The sequence below is a fragment of the Pectobacterium odoriferum genome (assembly GCF_009931295.1).
GTDB lineage: Bacteria > Pseudomonadota > Gammaproteobacteria > Enterobacterales > Enterobacteriaceae > Pectobacterium > Pectobacterium odoriferum.
This window is the reverse complement of record NZ_CP034938.1, coordinates 4,977,923-4,997,932: the sequence shown is the minus strand read 5'-3', so window position 1 is coordinate 4,997,932 and position 20,010 is coordinate 4,977,923. Positions and strand designations below refer to the sequence as shown.

General features: G+C 51.0%; 20 protein-coding genes. 12 read left to right on the top strand and 8 right to left on the bottom strand.

Annotation, left to right across the window (positions count from 1 at the left end):
- The first annotated feature begins 674 nt into the window (after window positions 1–674).
- The 6 genes from rpmH (at window position 675) to EO763_RS22595 (ending at window position 6,403) form a co-directional block, all read left to right on the top strand.
- Complete coding sequence (gene rpmH, locus EO763_RS22620; protein ID WP_005976668.1) at window positions 675–815, top strand: 50S ribosomal protein L34; 141 nt, start codon at window positions 675–677, stop codon at window positions 813–815.
- Window positions 816–833: 18 nt separating this feature from the next.
- Window positions 834–1,193, top strand: coding sequence for a ribonuclease P protein component (rnpA, locus tag EO763_RS22615; protein WP_010302382.1), 360 nt, complete (start codon window positions 834–836; stop codon window positions 1,191–1,193).
- Entirely contained in the window at window positions 1,157–1,414 is a 258-nt protein-coding gene (gene yidD, locus EO763_RS22610) for a membrane protein insertion efficiency factor YidD (protein ID WP_010302384.1), read from the top strand. The genes rnpA and yidD overlap by 37 nt, the downstream gene beginning before the upstream one ends.
- A 2-nt stretch (window positions 1,415–1,416) precedes the next feature.
- Window positions 1,417–3,051 carry a membrane protein insertase YidC gene (yidC, locus tag EO763_RS22605; RefSeq protein ID WP_039485128.1) on the top strand — a complete coding sequence of 545 codons (1,635 nt, stop codon included), beginning with the start codon at window positions 1,417–1,419 and terminating at the stop codon, window positions 3,049–3,051.
- A gap of 129 nt (window positions 3,052–3,180) precedes the next feature.
- A complete protein-coding gene (mnmE, locus tag EO763_RS22600; protein ID WP_161530303.1) occupies window positions 3,181–4,545 on the top strand; it encodes a tRNA uridine-5-carboxymethylaminomethyl(34) synthesis GTPase MnmE in 1,365 nt (454 codons plus the stop codon).
- Between the two features lie 646 nt (window positions 4,546–5,191).
- Complete coding sequence (locus EO763_RS22595) at window positions 5,192–6,403, top strand: acyltransferase family protein (protein ID WP_161530302.1); 1,212 nt, start codon at window positions 5,192–5,194, stop codon at window positions 6,401–6,403.
- A 124-nt stretch (window positions 6,404–6,527) separates the two neighbouring features.
- Here EO763_RS22595 and EO763_RS22590 read toward each other — a convergent pair whose 3' ends face one another.
- A complete protein-coding gene (locus EO763_RS22590; RefSeq protein WP_161530301.1) occupies window positions 6,528–7,379 on the bottom strand; it encodes an SDR family oxidoreductase in 852 nt (283 codons plus the stop codon).
- A gap of 114 nt (window positions 7,380–7,493) precedes the next feature.
- Between EO763_RS22590 and EO763_RS22585 the strand changes: the two genes are divergently transcribed.
- Entirely contained in the window at window positions 7,494–7,904 is a 411-nt protein-coding gene (locus tag EO763_RS22585) for a winged helix-turn-helix transcriptional regulator (protein ID WP_161530300.1), read from the top strand.
- A 49-nt stretch (window positions 7,905–7,953) separates the two neighbouring features.
- Here the strand turns inward: EO763_RS22585 and EO763_RS22580 are convergent, their stop codons facing one another.
- Window positions 7,954–8,508, bottom strand: a complete 555-nt coding sequence (locus EO763_RS22580) for a TetR/AcrR family transcriptional regulator (RefSeq protein WP_161530299.1) — start codon at window positions 8,506–8,508, stop codon at window positions 7,954–7,956.
- Between the two features lie 103 nt (window positions 8,509–8,611).
- Here EO763_RS22580 and EO763_RS22575 point away from each other — a divergent pair, with 103 nt between their 5' ends.
- Window positions 8,612–10,114 carry an MFS transporter gene (locus EO763_RS22575; protein ID WP_161530298.1) on the top strand — a complete coding sequence of 501 codons (1,503 nt, stop codon included), beginning with the start codon at window positions 8,612–8,614 and terminating at the stop codon, window positions 10,112–10,114.
- A 122-nt stretch (window positions 10,115–10,236) separates the two neighbouring features.
- On the opposite strand, the gene EO763_RS22570 is transcribed toward EO763_RS22575, so the two are convergent.
- Genes EO763_RS22570 through EO763_RS22560 form a run of 3 tightly spaced genes read right to left on the bottom strand, consistent with a single transcriptional unit; the run spans window position 10,237 to window position 11,942 of the window.
- Complete coding sequence (locus EO763_RS22570; protein WP_161530297.1) at window positions 10,237–10,896, bottom strand: DUF799 domain-containing protein; 660 nt, start codon at window positions 10,894–10,896, stop codon at window positions 10,237–10,239.
- Window positions 10,893–11,252, bottom strand: a complete 360-nt coding sequence (locus EO763_RS22565) for a DUF4810 domain-containing protein (protein ID WP_161530296.1) — start codon at window positions 11,250–11,252, stop codon at window positions 10,893–10,895. Before EO763_RS22565 ends, EO763_RS22570 begins: the two co-directional genes overlap by 4 nt.
- Window positions 11,253–11,270: 18 nt before the next feature.
- The gene (locus tag EO763_RS22560; RefSeq protein WP_010302426.1) at window positions 11,271–11,942 is read right to left on the bottom strand and encodes a CsgG/HfaB family protein; all 672 of its coding nucleotides are present in this window, start codon (window positions 11,940–11,942) and stop codon (window positions 11,271–11,273) included.
- Between the two features lie 432 nt (window positions 11,943–12,374).
- Between EO763_RS22560 and aegA the strand changes: the two genes are divergently transcribed.
- The 3 genes from aegA (at window position 12,375) to EO763_RS22545 (ending at window position 15,849) form a co-directional block, all read left to right on the top strand.
- The gene (gene aegA, locus EO763_RS22555) at window positions 12,375–14,399 is read left to right on the top strand and encodes a formate-dependent uric acid utilization protein AegA (RefSeq protein WP_161530295.1); all 2,025 of its coding nucleotides are present in this window, start codon (window positions 12,375–12,377) and stop codon (window positions 14,397–14,399) included.
- A complete protein-coding gene (locus EO763_RS22550; RefSeq protein WP_161530294.1) occupies window positions 14,396–14,917 on the top strand; it encodes a 4Fe-4S dicluster domain-containing protein in 522 nt (173 codons plus the stop codon). Before aegA ends, EO763_RS22550 begins: the two co-directional genes overlap by 4 nt.
- A gap of 188 nt (window positions 14,918–15,105) precedes the next feature.
- On the top strand, window positions 15,106–15,849 hold the full coding sequence (locus tag EO763_RS22545) for a 4'-phosphopantetheinyl transferase family protein (protein WP_161530293.1): 744 nt from the start codon (window positions 15,106–15,108) through the stop codon (window positions 15,847–15,849).
- A 55-nt stretch (window positions 15,850–15,904) separates the two neighbouring features.
- Here EO763_RS22545 and EO763_RS22540 read toward each other — a convergent pair whose 3' ends face one another.
- Window positions 15,905–17,242 (bottom strand): NCS2 family permease, encoded by a 1,338-nt coding sequence (locus EO763_RS22540; RefSeq protein WP_161530292.1) that lies wholly within the window; start codon window positions 17,240–17,242, stop codon window positions 15,905–15,907.
- A gap of 381 nt (window positions 17,243–17,623) precedes the next feature.
- Between EO763_RS22540 and yieH the strand changes: the two genes are divergently transcribed.
- Window positions 17,624–18,295, top strand: coding sequence for a 6-phosphogluconate phosphatase (yieH, locus tag EO763_RS22535; RefSeq protein WP_039546127.1), 672 nt, complete (start codon window positions 17,624–17,626; stop codon window positions 18,293–18,295).
- A gap of 188 nt (window positions 18,296–18,483) precedes the next feature.
- Here yieH and EO763_RS22530 read toward each other — a convergent pair whose 3' ends face one another.
- Window positions 18,484–19,212 carry an amino acid ABC transporter permease gene (locus tag EO763_RS22530; protein WP_161530291.1) on the bottom strand — a complete coding sequence of 243 codons (729 nt, stop codon included), beginning with the start codon at window positions 19,210–19,212 and terminating at the stop codon, window positions 18,484–18,486.
- 1 nt (window position 19,213) lies between these two features.
- On the bottom strand, window positions 19,214–19,957 hold the full coding sequence (locus tag EO763_RS22525; RefSeq protein ID WP_161530290.1) for an amino acid ABC transporter permease: 744 nt from the start codon (window positions 19,955–19,957) through the stop codon (window positions 19,214–19,216).
- Window positions 19,958–20,010 lie beyond the last annotated feature (53 nt).

Here is a 20,010-nt window from a genome sequence, read left to right as displayed (position 1 = left end):
GGCGGACTCCACTCGAACAAGAACGATCAAAAAGAAAAGAATAAGACGTTATTTATGTGACTCATGATTTTTTGGCGCCTGCGTCATCTACGATTGTTTCATTCACAATTCAGACAGCAAGCACACCACATAGCGCGGCGGTTTACTCCGACGATCCCGTCAAAAGGATCGCTAACGGAACCGCGGATCATAACCTAATCCGCCGAAGAGATCTTCCCCTTCTGCACAGTTTCGATCCTTTTTATCCACAGGCTATTCTTATCACAATACCCCGCAACACGGCAGAGGGGCCGCTAGCACACATTTTATCCGCCCGCGATGAAGCGCCCCAAGCATACCCTCGGTGACACGATCGTTACGGTGACATCGATCATGATCTTGTGGGACAGATCGTTGGAGGATCCTTGCGCTTTATAATAGAGTCCGTATAATTCTCTGCCCGCGCGTCTACGCCTTTTCTGTGCTCTGGCAGGCAGAAATTCCAAAAATAATCGGAATGGCTGGCGTGTTAAGTGTGATGTTAATTGACTCAGGACTGTACAATTATTACAATCCTGCCTCTTTCCGTTATATAGCTGTGATATGCGATTGAGGCGTCGGTCATTTTTTCACGCCGAACAGCCAAACGCGTTTACTGTGAAGTTATAATTTTCCAAGTTTAGGTAGAAATCGCCATGAAACGCACTTTCCAACCGTCCGTATTGAAGCGTAACCGTAGCCATGGTTTCCGTGCTCGTATGGCCACCAAAAATGGTCGTCAAGTTCTGGCCCGCCGTCGTGCGAAAGGCCGTACTCGTCTGTCTGTTTCTAAGTAATAAAAGCTAACCCACCGAGTGGTTAAGCTAGCATTTCCCAGGGAGTTACGTTTGTTAACTCCCAGTCATTTCACTTTCGTCTTCCAGCAACCGCAACGGGCTGGCACGCCGCAAATCACCATTCTCGGCCGCCTGAACTCGCTGGGGCATCCCCGCATCGGTCTTACCGTCGCCAAAAAGCATGTGAAACGTGCTCATGAACGCAATCGGATTAAACGCCTGACGCGCGAAAGTTTTCGCCTGCACCAACATTCATTGCCTTCAATGGACTTTGTGGTGCTTGTGAAAAAAGGGGTGTCTGAACTGGATAACCGTACTCTGACGGAAGCATTGGAAAAACTATGGCGTCGGCATTGTCGTTTGGCTCCCGACTCCTGATCGGGTTGATACGCGGTTATCAACTCGTTATCAGCCCGTTGCTGGGACCGCATTGTCGGTTCCAGCCAACGTGCTCGCAATACGGTATTGAAGCAATACGCAGGTTCGGCATGATAAAAGGCTGTTGGTTGACGCTTAAACGCGTATTAAAATGCCATCCTTTGAACCCTGGTGGTGATGATCCCGTACCGCCAAAAACCGACAATAACAGAGAACATTAACGATGGATTCGCAACGCAATCTTCTTCTCATCGCTCTGCTATTCGTAACCTTTATGCTTTGGCAGGCTTGGGAGACGGATAAAAATCCGCCAGCAACCACGCAGGCCATACAGCAGGCGACGAACGCAGTGACCGGTGATGCTACCAACCAGGGCGTACCAGCCAGCGGTCAAGGCAAACTGATCACAGTGAAAACCGATGTGCTGTCGCTGACAATCAACACGCGTGGCGGCGACATCGAGCAAGCGCATCTGCTGGCTTACCCAGATACATTGGGTTCAGATAAACCTTTCCACCTGCTGGAAACCACCTCCGAGTTTGTCTATCAGGCTCAGAGCGGTTTGACCGGCAAAAACGGCCCAGACAACCCGGCTAACGGCCCGCGTCCGCTGTTTACCACAACGCAAGATAGCTTCGAGCTGGCGGATGGTCAGAGCGAACTGCGCATCCCGATGACATACACTGCGGCTGACGGCGTCACCTACACCAAAACGTTTGTTCTGAAACGTGGCGACTATGCACTGAACGTTGACTATAGCGTCAACAATACCAGCGCTCAGCCTCTGGAACTCACGCTGTTCGGTCAGTTAAAGCAGTCTATGGAATTGCCTAAGCACCGCGATACCGGCAGCAGCAACTTTGCACTGCACACTTATCGTGGCGCGGCGTTCTCTTCCAGTGAAGACAAGTACAAAAAGTACAGCTTCAGCGACATGGACGAAAACCTGAACATCACCACCAACGGTGGCTGGGTCGCGATGCTGCAACAGTACTTCGCAACCGCATGGATTCCGACTACTGCAGGCGCTAACACCTTCTATACCAGCAAGCTGGGTAACGGTCAGGCCGCTATTGGCTTCAAATCCGCTCCGGTTGTGGTTGCCGCTGGTAGCCAACAGGATCTGAAGACCACCCTGTGGGTCGGCCCTGAGATTCAGGATAAGATGGCTGCTGTCGCACCACATCTGGATCTGACCGTAGATTACGGCTGGCTGTGGTTCATTTCTCAGCCGTTGTTTAAGCTGCTGAAATTCCTGCATAGCTTCATCGGCAACTGGGGCTTCTCCATCATTGCCATTACCTTTATCGTGCGCGGTATCATGTATCCGCTGACGAAAGCGCAATACACCTCAATGGCGAAAATGCGCTTACTGCAACCTAAATTGCAGGCTATGCGTGAGCGTATTGGTGATGACAAACAGCGCATGAGTCAGGAAATGATGGCGCTGTACAAGTCAGAGAAAGTGAACCCACTGGGCGGCTGCTTCCCGCTGCTGATTCAGATGCCAATCTTCCTGGCGCTGTATTACATGCTGATGGGCTCCGTTGAACTGCGTCACGCGCCGTTCGCTCTGTGGATTCATGACCTGTCCGCACAAGACCCGTACTACATTCTGCCGATCCTGATGGGCGTGACGATGTTCTTCATTCAGAAGATGTCACCAACCACCGTGACCGATCCAATGCAGCAGAAGATCATGACCTACATGCCGGTCATCTTTACGGTCTTCTTCCTGTGGTTCCCGTCAGGTCTGGTTATGTACTACATCGTCAGCAACCTGGTTACCATTCTCCAGCAGCAGTTGATCTACCGCGGTCTGGAAAAACGTGGCTTGCATAGCCGCGAGAAAAAATAATCCGGTTGATGGCTAACCGATACAAAGCGTAAGGCGGTCATTGACCGCCTTATTTTTTTAACGGCTGCTTTATCAGCCAACGATACGTAAAATAGCCTGCCAGACAGGCATCAATGCAGAGAGAACATCATGAGTAATACCGACACCATCGTCGCCCAAGCCACGCCACCGGGACGCGGAGGCGTGGGTATTTTACGCATTTCAGGACAGGCCGCCGCCGACGTCGCGCATACCGTTCTGGGTAAGCTCCCCAAGCCTCGCCACGCCGATTACCTGCCGTTCCGTGATGCCAACGGCACCACGCTCGATCAGGGCATTGCCCTCTGGTTTCCTGGCCCGAACTCCTTTACGGGGGAAGACGTGCTGGAGCTTCAGGGTCACGGCGGTCCGGTTATTCTTGATTTGCTCCTGCAACGTATTCTGACGCTATCTAACGTGCGGATTGCACGTCCTGGCGAATTTTCTGAACGTGCCTTCCTGAACGACAAACTCGATCTTGCGCAGGCGGAAGCCATTGCCGATCTGATTGATGCCAGCTCGGAACAGGCCGCGCGCTCAGCGCTGAACTCTCTGCAAGGCGTATTTTCCACCCGTATAAATCAGTTAGTGGAAGCACTTACTCACCTGCGAATCTACGTCGAAGCTGCCATCGACTTCCCGGATGAAGAGATCGACTTTCTCTCCGATGGCAAAATTGAAGCACAGTTAAATGGCGTGATGGCCGATCTGGATGCCGTCAGAGCCGAAGCGCATCAAGGTAGCCTGCTGCGGGAAGGGATGAAGGTCGTGATTGCGGGTCGTCCTAATGCCGGTAAATCCAGCTTACTCAATGCGTTAGCCGGTCGTGAAGCTGCCATTGTGACTGACATCGCGGGCACCACACGCGACGTACTACGTGAACATATCCATATCGACGGCATGCCGCTGCATATTATCGACACCGCTGGGCTGCGCGATGCCAGCGACGAAGTCGAACGCATTGGTATTGAGCGAGCCTGGCAGGAAATCGAACAGGCCGACCGCGTGCTGTTTATGGTGGACGGCACCACCACGCAGGCGACCGAGCCTGAGCAGATCTGGCCAGAATTTATGGCACGCCTGCCAAAAACGCTGCCGATTACCGTGGTGCGAAACAAAGCTGACGTGACTGGCGAAACGCTCGGCATCGAAGAGGTGAATACTCACTCACTTATCCGCCTGTCCGCCCGTACGGGTGAAGGTATCGATACGCTGCGCGACCACCTCAAGCAAAGTATGGGGTTCACCAGCAACACAGAAGGCGGTTTTATGGCTCGACGTCGCCACCTGCAAGCACTCGAAATGGCTGCACAGCATCTGATTCAGGGCAAAGAACAACTGGTGAGCGCCTACGCGGGAGAACTGCTGGCAGAAGAACTGCGGCTGGCACAGCAGGCCTTAAGTGAAATCACCGGCGAGTTCACCTCTGACGACCTGCTAGGCCGTATTTTCTCGAGCTTTTGTATTGGGAAGTGACGCTTACTTTATTCTAATCTACTCGTGCTACGCCACTGAATGACAACTGTTACCCCCGCAGTCAGTGGCGCTTTACGCAACTCACATCCGATATCAATCGACCAAGCAACCAGCACGGAAACCTGCTCACCTTACAGCGCCAGATCCGACGCTATTAAATAAATTATCATTTTTTTAACAAAAAAATTGATAAAAAATAAAATTTGTTGTATTAATCAATAATACAAAAAGCATTACTCATAATAAGAATACTCTCTGTCTCCCTGCCGTTTCCGATGATTGAAATTACTATCAATAGCTTGGTGATATTCATGATTCCATCAGTAGCCAACATAATGATTAATATATAAGTCCATATGACTTAAAATAAAAAAGAGATATGGGAATTATTAATCGGCTATCCTTTTACATAGGATAGTTATCCTGTTCTTCACGACAGCCAGTTTTATTAGAAAATAACATTAGAATAGAGAGAATTAAAAAAACCATGGCGTTTTCATTTTTAATAGCATGATTTCCCTTGAATTTTAACAACAATATTATCATTGGCTAATTTTTATTTTCATTACAACACCTGAGATTTAGACGTTATCTGTAGTCGTAGCATCTTATTTTTTGATGTTATATTTTAACTATGAGGTTGATAATGAATAGCAATACTACCAATAACGCTGGGAGACTATATTCTCACAGCACAACTCAAGATATCCCAATAGTAGCAAAAGTCGCTTCCCCCAATCTGCCATCGCTGAACGGGATACGCATGATTCTGGCCCTCTTCGTCTATCTTTTTCATACGTCGTTAGACAACATGCTTAGTCCATTTTCTGATCCCGAAATCAATACTGCCTACGCATTTATCTTTAGCAAATCTGGCTGGGTAAGCGTTTCTTTCTTTTTTATATTAAGCGGATTTGTCATGAATTGGTCATCAAAACCACTTGGCAACACGCTGACTTTCTATAAGAAGAAACTTGCGAGAATATACCCGGTTAATATTATCGTCATGTTACTACTCGTTGCGACAGGGGTGATTAATATAAGCAGAGTCGATATTTGGTTACCTAATGCTTTGCTAATACAATCCTGGCTGCCTGATGGAGAAAATTACATAGGTGGAAATATACCAAGTTGGTTTCTTTGCACGATAGTTCTTTTTTATCTATTATTTCCTTTTTTACAGAGAGTTATTAGAGCAATCCCAACCGCTCATTTATGGAAATCCATAGGTTTTTTATACCTGATTATGATTGCCACGCAAATTATTATCGCCCTATATACACCCGCAACACCCTATATTGAAGGGTGGTCATTATCGATTAGTGAACGCCGCTGGTGGTTTTCTTATACCTTCCCTCTCACCCGCCTGCCTGAACTTATTATTGGTATGTTACTATCACGAGTTATTCAGGAAGGTAAATGGATCCCCATATCAATCACAACGAGCCTAATACTAACCGCTGTAACATATTCTATTGATCTCTTTATACCACTTCAATTCAGTTTCAACCTGATTACACTCATACCTTTACTGCTCGTAATTGGTTCACTAACCGTTAGTGACATCAATCAACGTCGCTCTTTTTTACATACCAAACCCATGCAATGGCTAGGTAATCTCTCTTTTGGGTTTTATATGATTCACTTCTTAGTGATAAAACTCATTATGGTATGGGCTGACGGTGCTAAATATGATGTCCCTGAGGCGACTTTATTGGTTGTCGCCGGAATGGTGCTGAGTCTTTTAGGTGCCTGGCTGTTGTATAAATTCGTTGAGCTACCAGCCAGTAAATGGATTACTTCAAAAACATGGCTCAACTTTCGTCGTGACCCACAAAAAACCGGCGCGACATCCTGATAAACAACAGAGCATCGCTGCTTAAGCGGCGATGCTCCAGTAAAAAAGGGAATGGCCGTTAATGTGAACACTCACTTACATAGCGTGCACATTCAGGCGTTTTTTCGGTGCTTCATTTACTTTCTTACTTCAGCGTTGCTTTCACTACCGCAGACAGCGGCGTTGTTGGGCGACCAATCAGGCGGCTCAGTTGCTTGCCATCATCAAACAGACCGCCTTTGGATGCACCAGTGTCTGAATCCGCAATGATCTGCGCAAAGACATCAGGTAGCCCAGCTGAAACCAGCGCGGCGGTGAACTCCGCTTCAGACAGGTTTTGATAACCAATATTTTTACCAGACTGCTTGCTAATCTCCGCCGCCAGTTCTGCCAGCGTATAAGGCTCATCACCAGCCAGTTCGTAAACCTTGCCAGCCTGCCCTTCCTGCGTCAGTACCGCGACCGCAGCGGCAGCGAAATCTTCGCGCGTTGCTGAGGTAATTTTCCCCTCACCTGCGCTACCGATAAACACACCGTGTTCCAGCGCAGCAGGAATGCTGGCCGCGTAGTTTTCGGTATACCAGCCGTTGCGCAGCAGGACATGCGGTAAGCCAGACGCTTTCAGAAGCGCTTCTGTCTGCTGATGCTCTGCCGCCAGCGCCAGAGGCGATTTATCCGCGTGTAACAGGCTGGTGTATGCGACCAACTTAACTCCAGCTTTCACCGCCGCCTCTATGACGTTGCGGTGTTGTGCAGCACGCTGACCAACCTCGCTAGAAGAGATCAGCAGCACTTTATCCACACCTTGCAGCGCAGAAGCCAGCGCCTCACGCTGATTGTAATCCGCGGCTTTCACCTGCACGCCAAGCGCCGACAGATCGGTAACTTTATTCACATCACGCACCAGCGCCACGATGCCGCTCGCCGGAACCTTCTCTAACAGTTGTTTGATAACCAAACGGCCCAGTTGGCCGGATGCACCAGTAATAGCAATCATCTCAAGCTCCTTTTATTGACTGTCTTTTATTAACCATCTTTTGTTAACAAGAACTGGCTGGCATAATATCGGCAAAGCTAATTTTAAGTAAGTACATACATAAAGGTAAGTATAGTGAATCAATCCAAAACACCAGCAGATTTATTGCTACCCATTTTGCCAGCTGGTGATGTCTTTGCTGAAAAATGCCCTTCTCGCCAGATACTTAACCACGTTACCAGTCGCTGGGGAGTGCTGATTTTGATCGCATTACTTGATGATACGTATCGCTTCAGCCAGTTGCGTCGACGGATTGGCGGCGTGAGCGAGCGCATGTTGGCGCAGACTCTGCAATCGCTAGAAAGTGATGGTTTTGTCCTGCGAACAGCCTATCCGGTTGTCCCGCCGCATGTTGAATACAGCCTGACGCCATTAGGCAAGGAAGTGAGCGTAAGGGTAAAAGAGCTGGCGATATGGGTCGAAGGGAATCTGGACGACATTCTGGCAGCGCAGCAGTCCAGCGAGCAACAATCTATCAAACCATAATCAAACGATCATCGATAAAACAATGCGCTTCATGGATAGAGGAGCTTACTCAGGAAGAAGCCGTACGCTCAGGTAGAAGGCGGGAAATATCAGAAAAAATGGCTTTCCAGGTCTCGTCATCGACCGCCATAAAGCCAAAATAGCGCAGCAGGAATGCCCCTTCGGATGCCAGAAACGCCAGCCGAGCATCTCGCCCTTCCTGCGAATTCAGATCAAGCCCGGCCAACTGGCTGTCATACCACGCCTGCGATCTAGCAAGGTGCTCAGGCATATTCAACAGCGAGGCCATCATCCCCGCCGCTCGATCGCCTTCTGCGGCATCCGTCCGATAAGTGATGTCAACGTGCGCACGCACTCTGGCTTCCTGACTATCATCCGTACCGATGCACACGGCGGCCATCTCATCAAACTCATCTTCCCAGCGCTGATACATCGCGTGAATTAGCTCATCTTTCGTACCGAAGCTCGACTGAATACCGCCTTTTGTCACGCCCGCCGCTTTAGCAACTGCATCGATCGTCAGCGCAGCCGTTCCCTGCGTGCGGACAATCTGCTCCGCCGCATCCAACACGCATGCACGATTAATGCTCTTATGACGCCCCATATCTTCCCCAATTTAAAATACGTTTGTATTTAAAAAGCAATTCTATATCATCAGAACGCTATCCAACAGATGAAAAATAGAAGTTAAAGGTAGAGATCCTGCTATGCAATCACCAAAGAAGTGGCTGATCCTGGCCATTGTTTCCAGCGCACTGTTCCTGATCGTTATCGACATGACAGTGCTGTACACCGCACTCCCAACACTGACTCACGACTTGCACGCTACGGCATCGGACAAGCTGTGGATCGTTAATATCTACGCGTTGGTTGCCTCCGGCTTGCTGCTGGGAATGGGGACTTTGGGCGATAAGCTGGGTCATAAACCTTTATTTATCTCTGGATTGGTGGTCTTTGGTGCCGCGTCATTATTTGCCGCTTATTCGCCCACACCCAGCATGCTTATTGCCGCTCGCGCTTTGCTAGCGGTCGGTGCCGCGATGATGATGCCCGCCACACTGTCGATTATTCGTCTGACATTTACTGATGAACGGGAACGCGCACTGGCAATCGGTATCTGGGCTGCGGTGGCATCCGGCGGCGCAGCGTTTGGTCCTGTGATGGGCGGGATACTGCTTGAATACTTCTGGTGGGGCTCGGTTTTCCTCATCAACGTACCGGTTGTTCTGCTCGCTCTTATCATGGGAACCACCGTGATTCCACATCGGCCAGGTAATGCTTCACACCGCTGGGACTTCATTGGTTCTCTATTAATCATGGTTGGTTTGATTGGTGTAACCTATGCCATAAAAGAACTGGGTAAACGGGTTCCATCCTATGAAGATGCGCTTATCGCTCTGCTTATCGGCGTGGCGTTCGTTACCCTGTTCGTTCGACGTCAGCGTAACAGCAAACACCCTCTGGTCGATTTCTCTCTCTTCCGTCTGCGGCCTTTCAGCGCGGCCGTAGCCGCCGCTATCGTGGCCGCCGCCGCCTTGATCGGAATGGAGTTAGCCTTCACACAGCGGTTACAGTTAGTCGTCGGACTGTCTCCGCTACAGGCAGGATTGTTCATTTTACCGCTATCGCTGGCGTCCTTTATCTCTGGCCCATTAACTGGAAAGATACTGCCGCGCATGAACAGCGGGACAATGCTAGCGGCTGGCCTGTTGGTTTCGGGACTCGGAATGGGAAGCTATCTGCTGCTGCACAATGCACCCATCATCATACAAGTCATCAGCCTGATGGTGATTGGCGCAGGTGTGGGCTCCACCATGACGGCCGCATCCAGCACTATTATGCAGGTTGCTCCAGCGTCAAAAGCGGGTATGGCGGCATCAATTGAAGAAGTGTCCTATGAATTAGGGGGCGCAACGGGCGTAACGCTGATGGGCAGTTTGCTGTCTTTTGCTTATTCCGCAACGTTTATGCTACCCGCTGGGTTTGCCGCACCGGACACCGCGTATGACAGCCTGGACGAGGCGTTAATTTTTGCCGAATCCTTACCGGAAAATATGCGGCAGGTGCTTACTGCACAAGCCCATTCCGCCTTTGATTCGGGGTTTTCCATTGTGCTAGCAGCGGCCACGCTGATCCTGCTGTTGACCTCTGCCTTCGTCTGGACAACCCGCCATAATAAACAGCATCGTAATCAAGCCACTGATGTATAGCACTACCGACTCATCGGTTAAGACGATAAAAAACGCCGTTCAATAACGAACGGCGTTGATGATTTAGCAACGTATTACACTATAACAACGTACTGCAATGTAACGGTGTACTACCTAGAAATTTAGTAGGTTTCTTTACCGTATTGCAGTGAACGAGGCCCGTACAGCATACCGCGTGGATGGCCCGCGGCCAGCAGGCGCGCGCTGGTCACGCCCGCAACATCGTGGCCTTTGTCAGAGATCGTGTCCGCTATCTGGTTCACTGCGGCCTGCACCAGAATACCAATAATGCCGCCGTTAGAACTTGATTGCTGCTCGTTGCTGGATGCCGTTGCGCTTCCGCTCCACAGCAGTTTTCCGGTACGCAGATCAACCAGACGAGCATCCGCAGAAACACGGGTTTCGCTGTTAATCACGATGTATGACGTGCCGTACTCTTTTACGTCCAAATACAGCGCAGCATCAGCACCAAAGATTTGCTGCAGCTTAGCCGTACTCAGCGCATGAATATCCGCCGCGGTCGACAGACCATTCTGTTTGAACGTTTCGTCCACTACAGCGACAGGCAAGACGTAATAACCCGATTCCGCCAGCGGATACGTGACCTGAGAAAGCAGGCTATAGCTCGCTTTCACATCCGGGGAATGGTTAACTGGCGGCAACACCAGAATAGACTTAGGCTTGCTCTGCTTAAATGCCGTGTAATCATAAGGAACAGGTTTAGCACAGCCGGTCAGCACCAGCGCAAAAACCAGACCACATAATCCTAAGAAACGATTCATTTAATGTTCCCTTTATTTTTACTCAACAGGAAGTCCATAAAAGGTGCTGATTCAGGGAATTTCGCCTTTTCAGTTTCAAACTGTTGGCGAGCTTCACTATCACGGCCAGTATTGGCATACAGCAACCCAAGTTGAGCATAGAGTCCCGGCGGGACAGGTTTGTTTGCAGCTTTCGCTTTTTCGATCGATTCATTCAGAGAAAGAATCTGCTGCTCTGGGCTGACTTTATCTTGTTGATAATAATCATAAAGTGCAGGCTGATATTTATCCCAGCTGTAAATCGTTTTTGGTGCAGATGCACAGCCTGCTAATACTGCCGCTGCCAGTAGCAGGACAATTTTCTTATGAGATAACATGGTTATATTCCTATTCCATTAGTTCGCTGGGCGCCAGGCACCGCTTTCAATTCCTGCAACCAGATTATTGACGGCTTCACGAATAGCCAAATCCAGCACTTTGCCGTTCAGCGTAGAGTCATAGCTGGCTGTACCGCCGAAACCGATAATTTCACGGTTGGACAAGGTGTACTCGCCCGCACCCTGTACGGAATACACCACTTCAGACGTTTGTACGTTCACCACGTTTAACGTGGTTTTTGCGTAAGCAACCTGTGTTTTACCGCGCCCCAGAATGCCCCACAGCTGATGGTCACCCACTTCTTTGCGGCCAAACTCGGTCACATCACCGGTAATCACATAGCTAGCGCCTTTCAGCGTCTGCGTTTGCCCTTTAATACCCGCTTCCGCTTTCAGCTCTTCCATGTTGGTACGATCCAACACATTAAAGCGGCCGCTCTGCTGGAGATGGCTAACAAGAATGGTTTTGGATTGATTACCTAAACGGTCAACGCCATCAGAAAAAATACCGTTCATGTAGTTAGAGCGGTTTTCAAATTTCCCGATGGAAATTGGGCTGCGAACACCCTGATAAGGCGTACTGTAAGAAGTGACTTTTTGTGCTTCTACGGTACGGGAAGACTCTGTGGCACATCCGCTCAATAACGCAGCTGACATGAATACAGAACAAAGAACAACTTTTTTATTCATAACACTATCCCTTAGTGACAATCCATTAACCTGAGCAACGCCCTGTTATTGATTCATAATGAAAATGCCGTAAAACACGTTATTTAGCAGCAACATTGTTTTGATACAACAGTGTTTTGCTGCGTGTAAATAGCGCCAAACATTATGAGGGGCATAAGTAAAAGTAACGAGTTATTTCATCAAAAATAATGAAAACCAGAATTTTCACCCGAGATAAACCACTGTAAACCAGACAAAAAATAAGGTTATATGCAACCAGACCATTACTTTCACATAACATTATAACTTACTGAAACGATTCAATAATTTTATTAGTAACCCATGTGAGATTTAACATTAACCGACTTTTTACCTGCTCTATATCAAAGTCAGGGTGTTATCCAGCTATTAGGATAAAGGCCACGATTGAGGGATCCAGAGTGGGAAAAGGTAATGAACCGATTTGTTATTGCCAGTACTCAAGACTGTATGGGGTGCCATGCATGCGAAATCGCCTGTGTCATTTCACACAATGACGAGCGCTATCCAGATAGTGCCGCGGTGTTTCAGCCCAGAATCAAAGCATTCAATACGCCAACGCTGCGGGCTGCCGTGACCTGCCGTCATTGTGAAGATGCCCCCTGCGCCAGCGTGTGTCCAACGCAGGCCTTGATCAGAAAAGACAATAGCATTCAGCTCGTTCAGGAAAAGTGCATCGGCTGCAAAAGCTGTGTGCTGGCTTGCCCGTTTGGCGCAATGTCCATGGTAACAAGCCCGGTAGACAACAGCGCCGTCGCCCATAAATGCGATCTCTGCGCCGATCGTCCAGAAGGGCAAGCGTGTGTAGAAGCCTGTCCGACTCAGGCCTTACAGCTCGTCAGCGAGCAAACGTTAGCGGCCCGCCGTCAGGAGAAACAGCAGGTGATGGCGCTGCGCTCCTCCGCTCACTGGCAGCGTGAAACGCCCGTACTGAAAGCGCAGACAACCCATCCGCTCAGCAAAAGAAAAAACTGGCCGCGCCAGGATGCCGAGAAAAAGCCGCTGGCCCAGAGAACCTCCACGTTTGATGAAATCTATCATGGCTTCTCCGTGCAGCAGACGGAAGATCAGGCTGACCGCTGCCTTTCTTGCGGCAAACGCGCGATCTGCGAGTGGACCTGCCCGCTGCATAACAATATTCCCGAATTGCTGAGTCTGGCAAAACAAGGGCGGATTCTTGAAGCCGTAGAGCTATCGCACCAAACCAGCAGCCTGCCGGAAATCTGTGGCCGAGTGTGCCCGCAGGATCGGCTATGCGAAGGCGCCTGTACGCTGGGCAAGGAGTACGGTGCAATTACCATCGGTAACGTTGAGCGCTACATTACCGACACCGCGATGGAAATGGGCTGGTCGCCCGATATGACGCGTGTCGTTCCCAGCGGAAAACGCGCGGCGATTGTCGGGGCAGGCCCAGCAGGACTGGCCTGTGCCGATGTGCTGGCCCGCAACGGTGTGCAGGCCGTGGTGTTCGATCGTCACCCGGAAATTGGGGGGCTGCTCACGTTCGGGATTCCGTCGTTCAAGCTGGATAAAGACGTCCTGATCCATCGTCGTGAAGTGTTCAGCGCCATGGGAATCGAGTTCAGGCTGAATACCGAAGTGGGGAAAGATATTTCTCTGGCTCAGTTGCTGGACGACTATGACACCGTGTTCCTCGGCGTAGGCACCTACCGCTCCATGAAGGCCAACATTGAGAATGAAGAGGCTCCCGGCGTTTTCGATGCGCTTCCGTTCCTGATCGCCAATACCAAACACGTCATGGGGCTACCTGAACTAGACGACGAACCTTATATCTCGATGGCGGGAAAACGTGTTGTGGTGCTCGGCGGTGGAGATACCGCAATGGACTGCCTGCGCACCTCCGTTCGACAAGGTGCGATATCCGTAACCTGCGCGTATCGTCGCGATGAAGCGAATATGCCAGGCTCGAAAAAAGAGGTGAAAAACTCTCGCGAAGAAGGCGTGGAGTTCATGTTTAATGTCCAGCCACAAAAAATCTGCCTGAATGAACAGGGCGAAGTGTGCGGAATTAGTCTGGTTCGCACCGAACTGGGCGAACCAGATGCCAGCGGCCGTCGTCGTCCGCGCCCCATTCCTAATTCGGAATTCGTGCAGCCCGCAGAGGCCGTGATAACCGCCTTTGGTTTTCAGTCACATAGTATGCCGTGGCTGGAAGACGCCGACGTCGGTCTGGATAATTGGGGATACATCACCGCCCCCTTGAATAGTCAAATACCTTGCCAGACCAGCCATCCGCGTATTTTTGCCGGTGGCGATGCCGTGCGCGGTGCCGATTTGGTGGTTACCGCCATTGCCGACGGGCGCAAAGCCGCATTAGGAATGATTGCGACAATGGGGCTGACCGCCGTCACGGGTACGATTCCCGCGCACCCGCAGCGCCCTGAGATGAACGCAACCCGCGAGGAGCTCCGCTCATGAATCAATTTGTTATCGCTGAAGCAGAAAAATGTATCGGTTGCCGAACTTGTGAGATCGCCTGTGCGGTAGCCCATAGCGGTGGTCAAAGTGCACAACTGCGGCCTTCTCATTTCTTCCCTCGTCTGAAAGTTGTCAAAAGCGCCAGCGTCAGCGTCCCCGTTCTATGCCGCCAGTGTGAAAACGCGCCCTGTGCCAGCGTGTGCCCGAATGACGCACTGGTGCGCGATCGGGACAGCATTCAGGTTATCCCGTCTCGCTGTATCGGCTGCAAAAGTTGCGTCGTCGCCTGTCCTTTTGGAGCCATCAATGTGGTAACAAAAGCGTCAAATGATGAAGAGGAAGTACACCTCATGCAAAGCGAGGTTCACAAATGTGATTTGTGCGTAGATGTTGCCCAGAGCCCTTCCTGCGTCAGCGTGTGTCCGACATCGGCGCTGCGATTAGTGACAGCGGATGAGTTACGCAAGCAGACGTTGGAAAAACAGCGGCGTTCCGCACTGGGGTGGCCGAGCCATTAAAACAGACTGGAAGGTGGCGGACAGGGAAGATCGCCACAAAACGCACGACACAGGAAATTCGTTGTACCTAATTAATAATTATCGCCGATTTATCCATCGATTTTTCTTTAGATCACATATTAGTCTGATAATATGCATCGGTAATGCCTGATAGGTTCCCATCTTTTATCACGATCACGGAGTGAACAATGACCTGCCATTTTGTCAGGTGGACAAGCACGGAAGCGCTTCCTGACTTACAAAGACTGCCCGATAGGCTCATCTCATCAACGCAGGGTTTTTCAGCCAAACGCCGCGAGCGTTACCTGAAAAGTCGAGCGTTGCTAGCTGAGATGATGTTCTATTTTTTCGGCTATCCGCTGTTGCCCACGCTGCTGGTGTCCCCTGAAGGACGCCCTTATTTTGCCGATCCCAATATGCCCGACTTCAGCATCGGCTATGCAGGCAATACTATCGCCATCCTCCTGAGCGAAGAAGGCAGCGTCGGTATGGATATCGAAATCGTTCATGTCAGGCCAACAAATCAGGTTGTCCCACAGATGCAGGCGCAGACACAGGCCGAACAGGCGTGGATCGACGCGCAGCGCGATCCGCTGGAGGCAGCAACGCAGCTATGTACCATCCGCCAGTCATTGATGAAGATCCCTGGCGTGAACAGTCACCCTCCCAATAACCTGAAACTCCACCCCGCCTCTGGCAGGCTGCGTTCAACCTGCACCCCCGCCGTAGAAGTGATGAGCGATGTTGATGATTACCTTGCCTGGGCCTGCGCCCATATCCCCACACTTAACCGATTGATCATGTGGAAATACACGTCAGCATCGGGCATGAGAAAGTCGGGAGAAATACTACAGCAGCAGCGCCAGTCTTTACGCTATATGAAATTAACCAGCCATACGATAGAAAAAGCCACCTCTACCGCCTCACAGTAGCCAGCCGCCTTGTCGCAGGCTGAGGCTCCGGGAAAGCCCCGGAGCCACGAACACATTAATGCCCGTCGATAAACACAATTTTCAGCAGGAACAGCAGCGCAACTACGACCACGCAAGGGCTGATTTCACGCCAGCGACCCGTCGCCAACTTCATCACACAGTAAGAAATGAAGCCCAGCGCGATCCCTTCAGTAATAGAGAAGCTGAACGGCATCATCACCGCGGTAATAAAGGCCGGTACGGCTTCCGTCAAGTCATCCCACGTCACGCGCGCCAGGCTGGACGTCATCAATACGCCCACGTAAATCAGTGCGCCCGCGGCCGCATAGGCAGGTACCATCCCCGCCAACGGCGACAGGAAGATCACCAGCAGGAACAGCAGGCCAACAACCACAGCCGTCAGGCCGGTACGTCCGCCTACGGACACGCCAGAAGAGCTTTCAATATACGCAGTAACGGATGACGTTCCGATAAACGAACCGGCTACAGAGCTGATGCTATCGACATACAGCGCCTGCTTCATGCGCGGGAACTTACCGCGAGCATCAACCAGACCGGCTTTATCCGTCACGCCAATCAGCGTACCGGAGGAGTCAAACAGGTTAACCAGCATGAAGGAGAAAATAATGCCGGACATCCCGAGGTTCAGCGCCCCTGCCAGATCAACCTGGCCCACCACCGACATGACGCTCGGCGGCATGGAGAACACGCCAGAATACGTCACATCGCCCAGCAGCAGGCCAATTGAGGTGGTCACCACGATGGAGATCAGTACCGCGGCATGAATATTACGTGAAGCCAGTGCCACAATAATGAAAAAGCCCAGAGCACCCAGCAGCACGCTGTGTGACGTCAGGTTACCAATCGTCACCAGCGTTTCAGGGTTAGGAACGATAATGCCGGCGTTTTTCAGGCCCATCATGGCAATGAACAACCCGATACCGCTGGCGATACCCAAACGCAGGCTGAGCGGGATATTGGCGATCATCCAATAGCGAATCTGGAAGATGGTCAGCAACAGGAAACCGATTGCGCCCCAGAAAATAGCACCCATCGCAACCTGCCATGGCAGACCCATCGCACCGACGACGACAAAAGCGAAAAACGCATTCAGCCCCATTGCTGGTGCCAGCGCCACAGGCAGGTTAGCCAGCAGCCCCATCAAAATGCTGCCGAACGCCGCAATCAGACAGGTGGTCACAAAGACCGCTTTGGTATCCATCCCCGCCACGCCCAGAATCTGCGGGTTAACAAAAACGATGTAGACCATCGTCAAAAACGTCGTGAAACCGGCAATCGTTTCCGTACGTGCTGTCGTGCCGTGTTGTTTAAGTTTAAACACGCGCTCCAGCAAGCCCTGCTCGGTAGCAAGGCCGGGTTGTGATTTATTCATTAGTAACAATCCAAAGAAGGGAATAACTGTCGTCGGGTATCCTATAACAAAACGCTGCGTTTTTACGTTGATCCCACGTTTTTTTTCATCGAATAAGAAGAACCTATTAACGTCATGTCTATTGCGCCGCCATCCCTCTATTGAAACCCCCTAATTTTATGCAAGATCGCTCTGAAAATGGCTTTGTATTCTCTAAATAATTCGAGTTTCAGGCAGGCGGCAAGCGAGGGAGTCCCGATGAGCTTACTCAAGTAAGTGATTCGGGCGAGTAAGCGCTGCCAACGCACATGCAACTTGAAGTATGACGAGTATAGGTCGCAATATCGGGTCAATTGGTTAAAGTAGGAGCTTCATCTTTTATTTCATCGATAAGGATTGGTCATGCCCCGTATTGAATGCGTCTTCTTCGACTGTGATGGCACGCTGGTTGATAGCGAAGTGCTGTGTTGCCAGGCTTATGTGAATATCTTCATCCCGTATGGGGTGAACTTATCGCTGGAGGAGGTGATAAAAACCTACAAGGGCGTGAAGCTGTACGAGATTATTGCCCGCATCAGCCAGCAGCATGGCTTAACCGTGTCGGTAGACGATGCGGAGCGTCATTTCCGGCAAGAGGTGAAACGTCTGTTCGATGAGTTCCTGCAACCTATCGAGGGCGCACGTGAGTTAGTGCAGTCTATTACTGTCCCAATGGCCGTGGTGTCCAACGGTCCGGTCAGCAAGATGCACCATTCGCTCGGCCTGACGCACATGCTCGATCTGTTTGGCGACCATCTCTACAGCGGCTACGATCTGAAAAAATGGAAGCCCGACCCGGCGGTGCTGTATCACGCTGCCGAGCAGTTACAGCTTCCCATCGAACACTGCATTCTGGTTGAAGATTCCGCCGCGGGCGTACAAGCAGGCATCGCCGCGGGCATTCCTGTGTTCTATTACTGCGCCGATCCCCATAACCAGCCGATCCATCACCCTCTGGTCACGATGTTCGACGATATGCGCGAACTGCCGCAAATCTGGCGCGAAAAAGGCTGGAACATCACTGCGCAGGAATAAACCACAGAAAGGATTGCTTGAGGTTACCGACAAAAATCGCCGAGCGGGAGTAACGGATAGATCGTAAAGACGCTGCAAGTACATCCATGTAAGCTCGGATTGCGCCATCCCTGGCGCAAACGCTTTACTCTTCTATTCCGTTAATCCCGTTTTCGTTCTACAAATAGGTTTGTCGACAATCTGCATCCTCAGGCTGGCTTATTCCGCCACCACAGCAAACGGCGTTTCGGCTGCTTTTCCTGCTGGTTAAAACGGGCGTTAACCCCGTTCGCCAGCAGCTCCAGCGACAGACAAAACACAAAGTAGACCAGCGCGACAAACAGGAACACCTCCATCGGGTAAACCATACTGCGGTTATTGACCTGCGTAGCAAGAAACGTCAGCTCGCCGACCCCGACAATGTAGGCCAGTGAGGTATCTTTAATCAGAGAAATCCATTGGTTGATGAAGGAAGGCACCATCATCCGCAGCGCTTGAGGAAGCACTATTTGCCATAACACCTGCCAGCGGCTTAGCCCCAGCGAGAGCCCAGCCTGCCACTGGCCGCGCCCGATGGCGACAATACCGGCCTTCACACCATGTGCCAGATACGCCGAGGCGATCAGCGCCAGCGCACAAACTACGGTAGTAATTTCGGGAATATCGACGCCAAAAACGATCGGCAGCAGGAAGTACGTCCAGAAAATCAGCATGATGACGGGAATCGCCCGGAAGAACCCCAGCATCATCGCCAACAGTGCGCTCCACCAGCCTCGGGACATCGCCAGCGCCACGCCTAAAATCGTACCCAATATGGCAGACGCTATGCCCGCCAGCAGGCTCATCACCAGCGTCAGCGCCGCGCCACCCAGCGGGCCATCGGGGAACGTTCCCCACATCAAATAGTCGATGTTATCGGTGATAACGGTAAAATCCATCTTAGTGTCTCTCCGCCAGACTACGTTGCTGACGCCACATGCCCCAGCCTTCCATCACCGCAATAATCACGATGTACAACACCGTCGCCACGCCAAACGCCTGAAACGTACGCAGGGTTTCCGTCTCTACCTGACGCGACGCGTAGGACAATTCAGCCACGCCAATCGCCATCGTCAACGACGAGTTCTTAACGATATTCATGTACTGCCCAAGCAGCGGTGGCAGGGCGATTTTTAGCGCCTGTGGCAACACCACATAACGCATGGATTGGAAGCCAGTTAACCCCAAAGCATGCGCGGCGTACTTCTGCCCGCGCGCGACGCCACGAATACCGGCGCGGATCTCCTCCGCAATAAACGCGCTGGAGTAGAGCGTCAGCCCTGCCAAACCCGCCAGAAACTCAAAAGAAGGCCAGGCTAACGTCGTACCGAAGAGAGAAAGCGTATGCGGGGTGTTCAGCCATTGCATCATCTCTGAGGGAAAAAGCTGTCCGGCACCGAAATACCAGAAAAACAGCTGCACCAGCAGCGGTGTATTACGAAATAACGAGCTATACGCCACAACAACGCCGCGTAACACACGAATCTGGCTGTCTCTGGCTGCCGCCAACAAAAAGCCCAGCACCGTGGACAGAACGATCGTACTCAGGGAAAGACCCAGCGTGATCAGGAAACCATGCCACAGCCAGATGAGGTATTGAGGAGCCAACAGCCACGATTCAAGCGATTGCAGCGCCGTATCCATGCGTTTTATCTCTCTTTGTCATTATTACGAGGTACAAATAGAAATGCCCTCTG

Coding starts and splice junctions, on each gene's coding strand:
- EO763_RS22565 (WP_161530296.1), bottom strand. CDS start 11,252: ATGTTATCTCATAAGAAAATTGTCCTGCTACTGGCAGCGGCAGTATTA.
- yidD (WP_010302384.1), top strand. CDS start 1,157: ATGGCGTCGGCATTGTCGTTTGGCTCCCGACTCCTGATCGGGTTGATA.
- EO763_RS22560 (WP_010302426.1), bottom strand. CDS start 11,942: ATGAATAAAAAAGTTGTTCTTTGTTCTGTATTCATGTCAGCTGCGTTA.
- rpmH (WP_005976668.1), top strand. CDS start 675: ATGAAACGCACTTTCCAACCGTCCGTATTGAAGCGTAACCGTAGCCAT.
- aegA (WP_161530295.1), top strand. CDS start 12,375: ATGAACCGATTTGTTATTGCCAGTACTCAAGACTGTATGGGGTGCCAT.
- EO763_RS22545 (WP_161530293.1), top strand. CDS start 15,106: ATGACCTGCCATTTTGTCAGGTGGACAAGCACGGAAGCGCTTCCTGAC.
- EO763_RS22575 (WP_161530298.1), top strand. CDS start 8,612: ATGCAATCACCAAAGAAGTGGCTGATCCTGGCCATTGTTTCCAGCGCA.
- EO763_RS22530 (WP_161530291.1), bottom strand. CDS start 19,212: ATGGATTTTACCGTTATCACCGATAACATCGACTATTTGATGTGGGGA.
- EO763_RS22580 (WP_161530299.1), bottom strand. CDS start 8,508: ATGGGGCGTCATAAGAGCATTAATCGTGCATGCGTGTTGGATGCGGCG.
- mnmE (WP_161530303.1), top strand. CDS start 3,181: ATGAGTAATACCGACACCATCGTCGCCCAAGCCACGCCACCGGGACGC.
- EO763_RS22570 (WP_161530297.1), bottom strand. CDS start 10,896: ATGAATCGTTTCTTAGGATTATGTGGTCTGGTTTTTGCGCTGGTGCTG.
- EO763_RS22590 (WP_161530301.1), bottom strand. CDS start 7,379: ATGATTGCTATTACTGGTGCATCCGGCCAACTGGGCCGTTTGGTTATC.
- EO763_RS22525 (WP_161530290.1), bottom strand. CDS start 19,957: ATGGATACGGCGCTGCAATCGCTTGAATCGTGGCTGTTGGCTCCTCAA.
- EO763_RS22595 (WP_161530302.1), top strand. CDS start 5,192: ATGAATAGCAATACTACCAATAACGCTGGGAGACTATATTCTCACAGC.
- EO763_RS22540 (WP_161530292.1), bottom strand. CDS start 17,242: ATGAATAAATCACAACCCGGCCTTGCTACCGAGCAGGGCTTGCTGGAG.
- EO763_RS22550 (WP_161530294.1), top strand. CDS start 14,396: ATGAATCAATTTGTTATCGCTGAAGCAGAAAAATGTATCGGTTGCCGA.
- yieH (WP_039546127.1), top strand. CDS start 17,624: ATGCCCCGTATTGAATGCGTCTTCTTCGACTGTGATGGCACGCTGGTT.
- yidC (WP_039485128.1), top strand. CDS start 1,417: ATGGATTCGCAACGCAATCTTCTTCTCATCGCTCTGCTATTCGTAACC.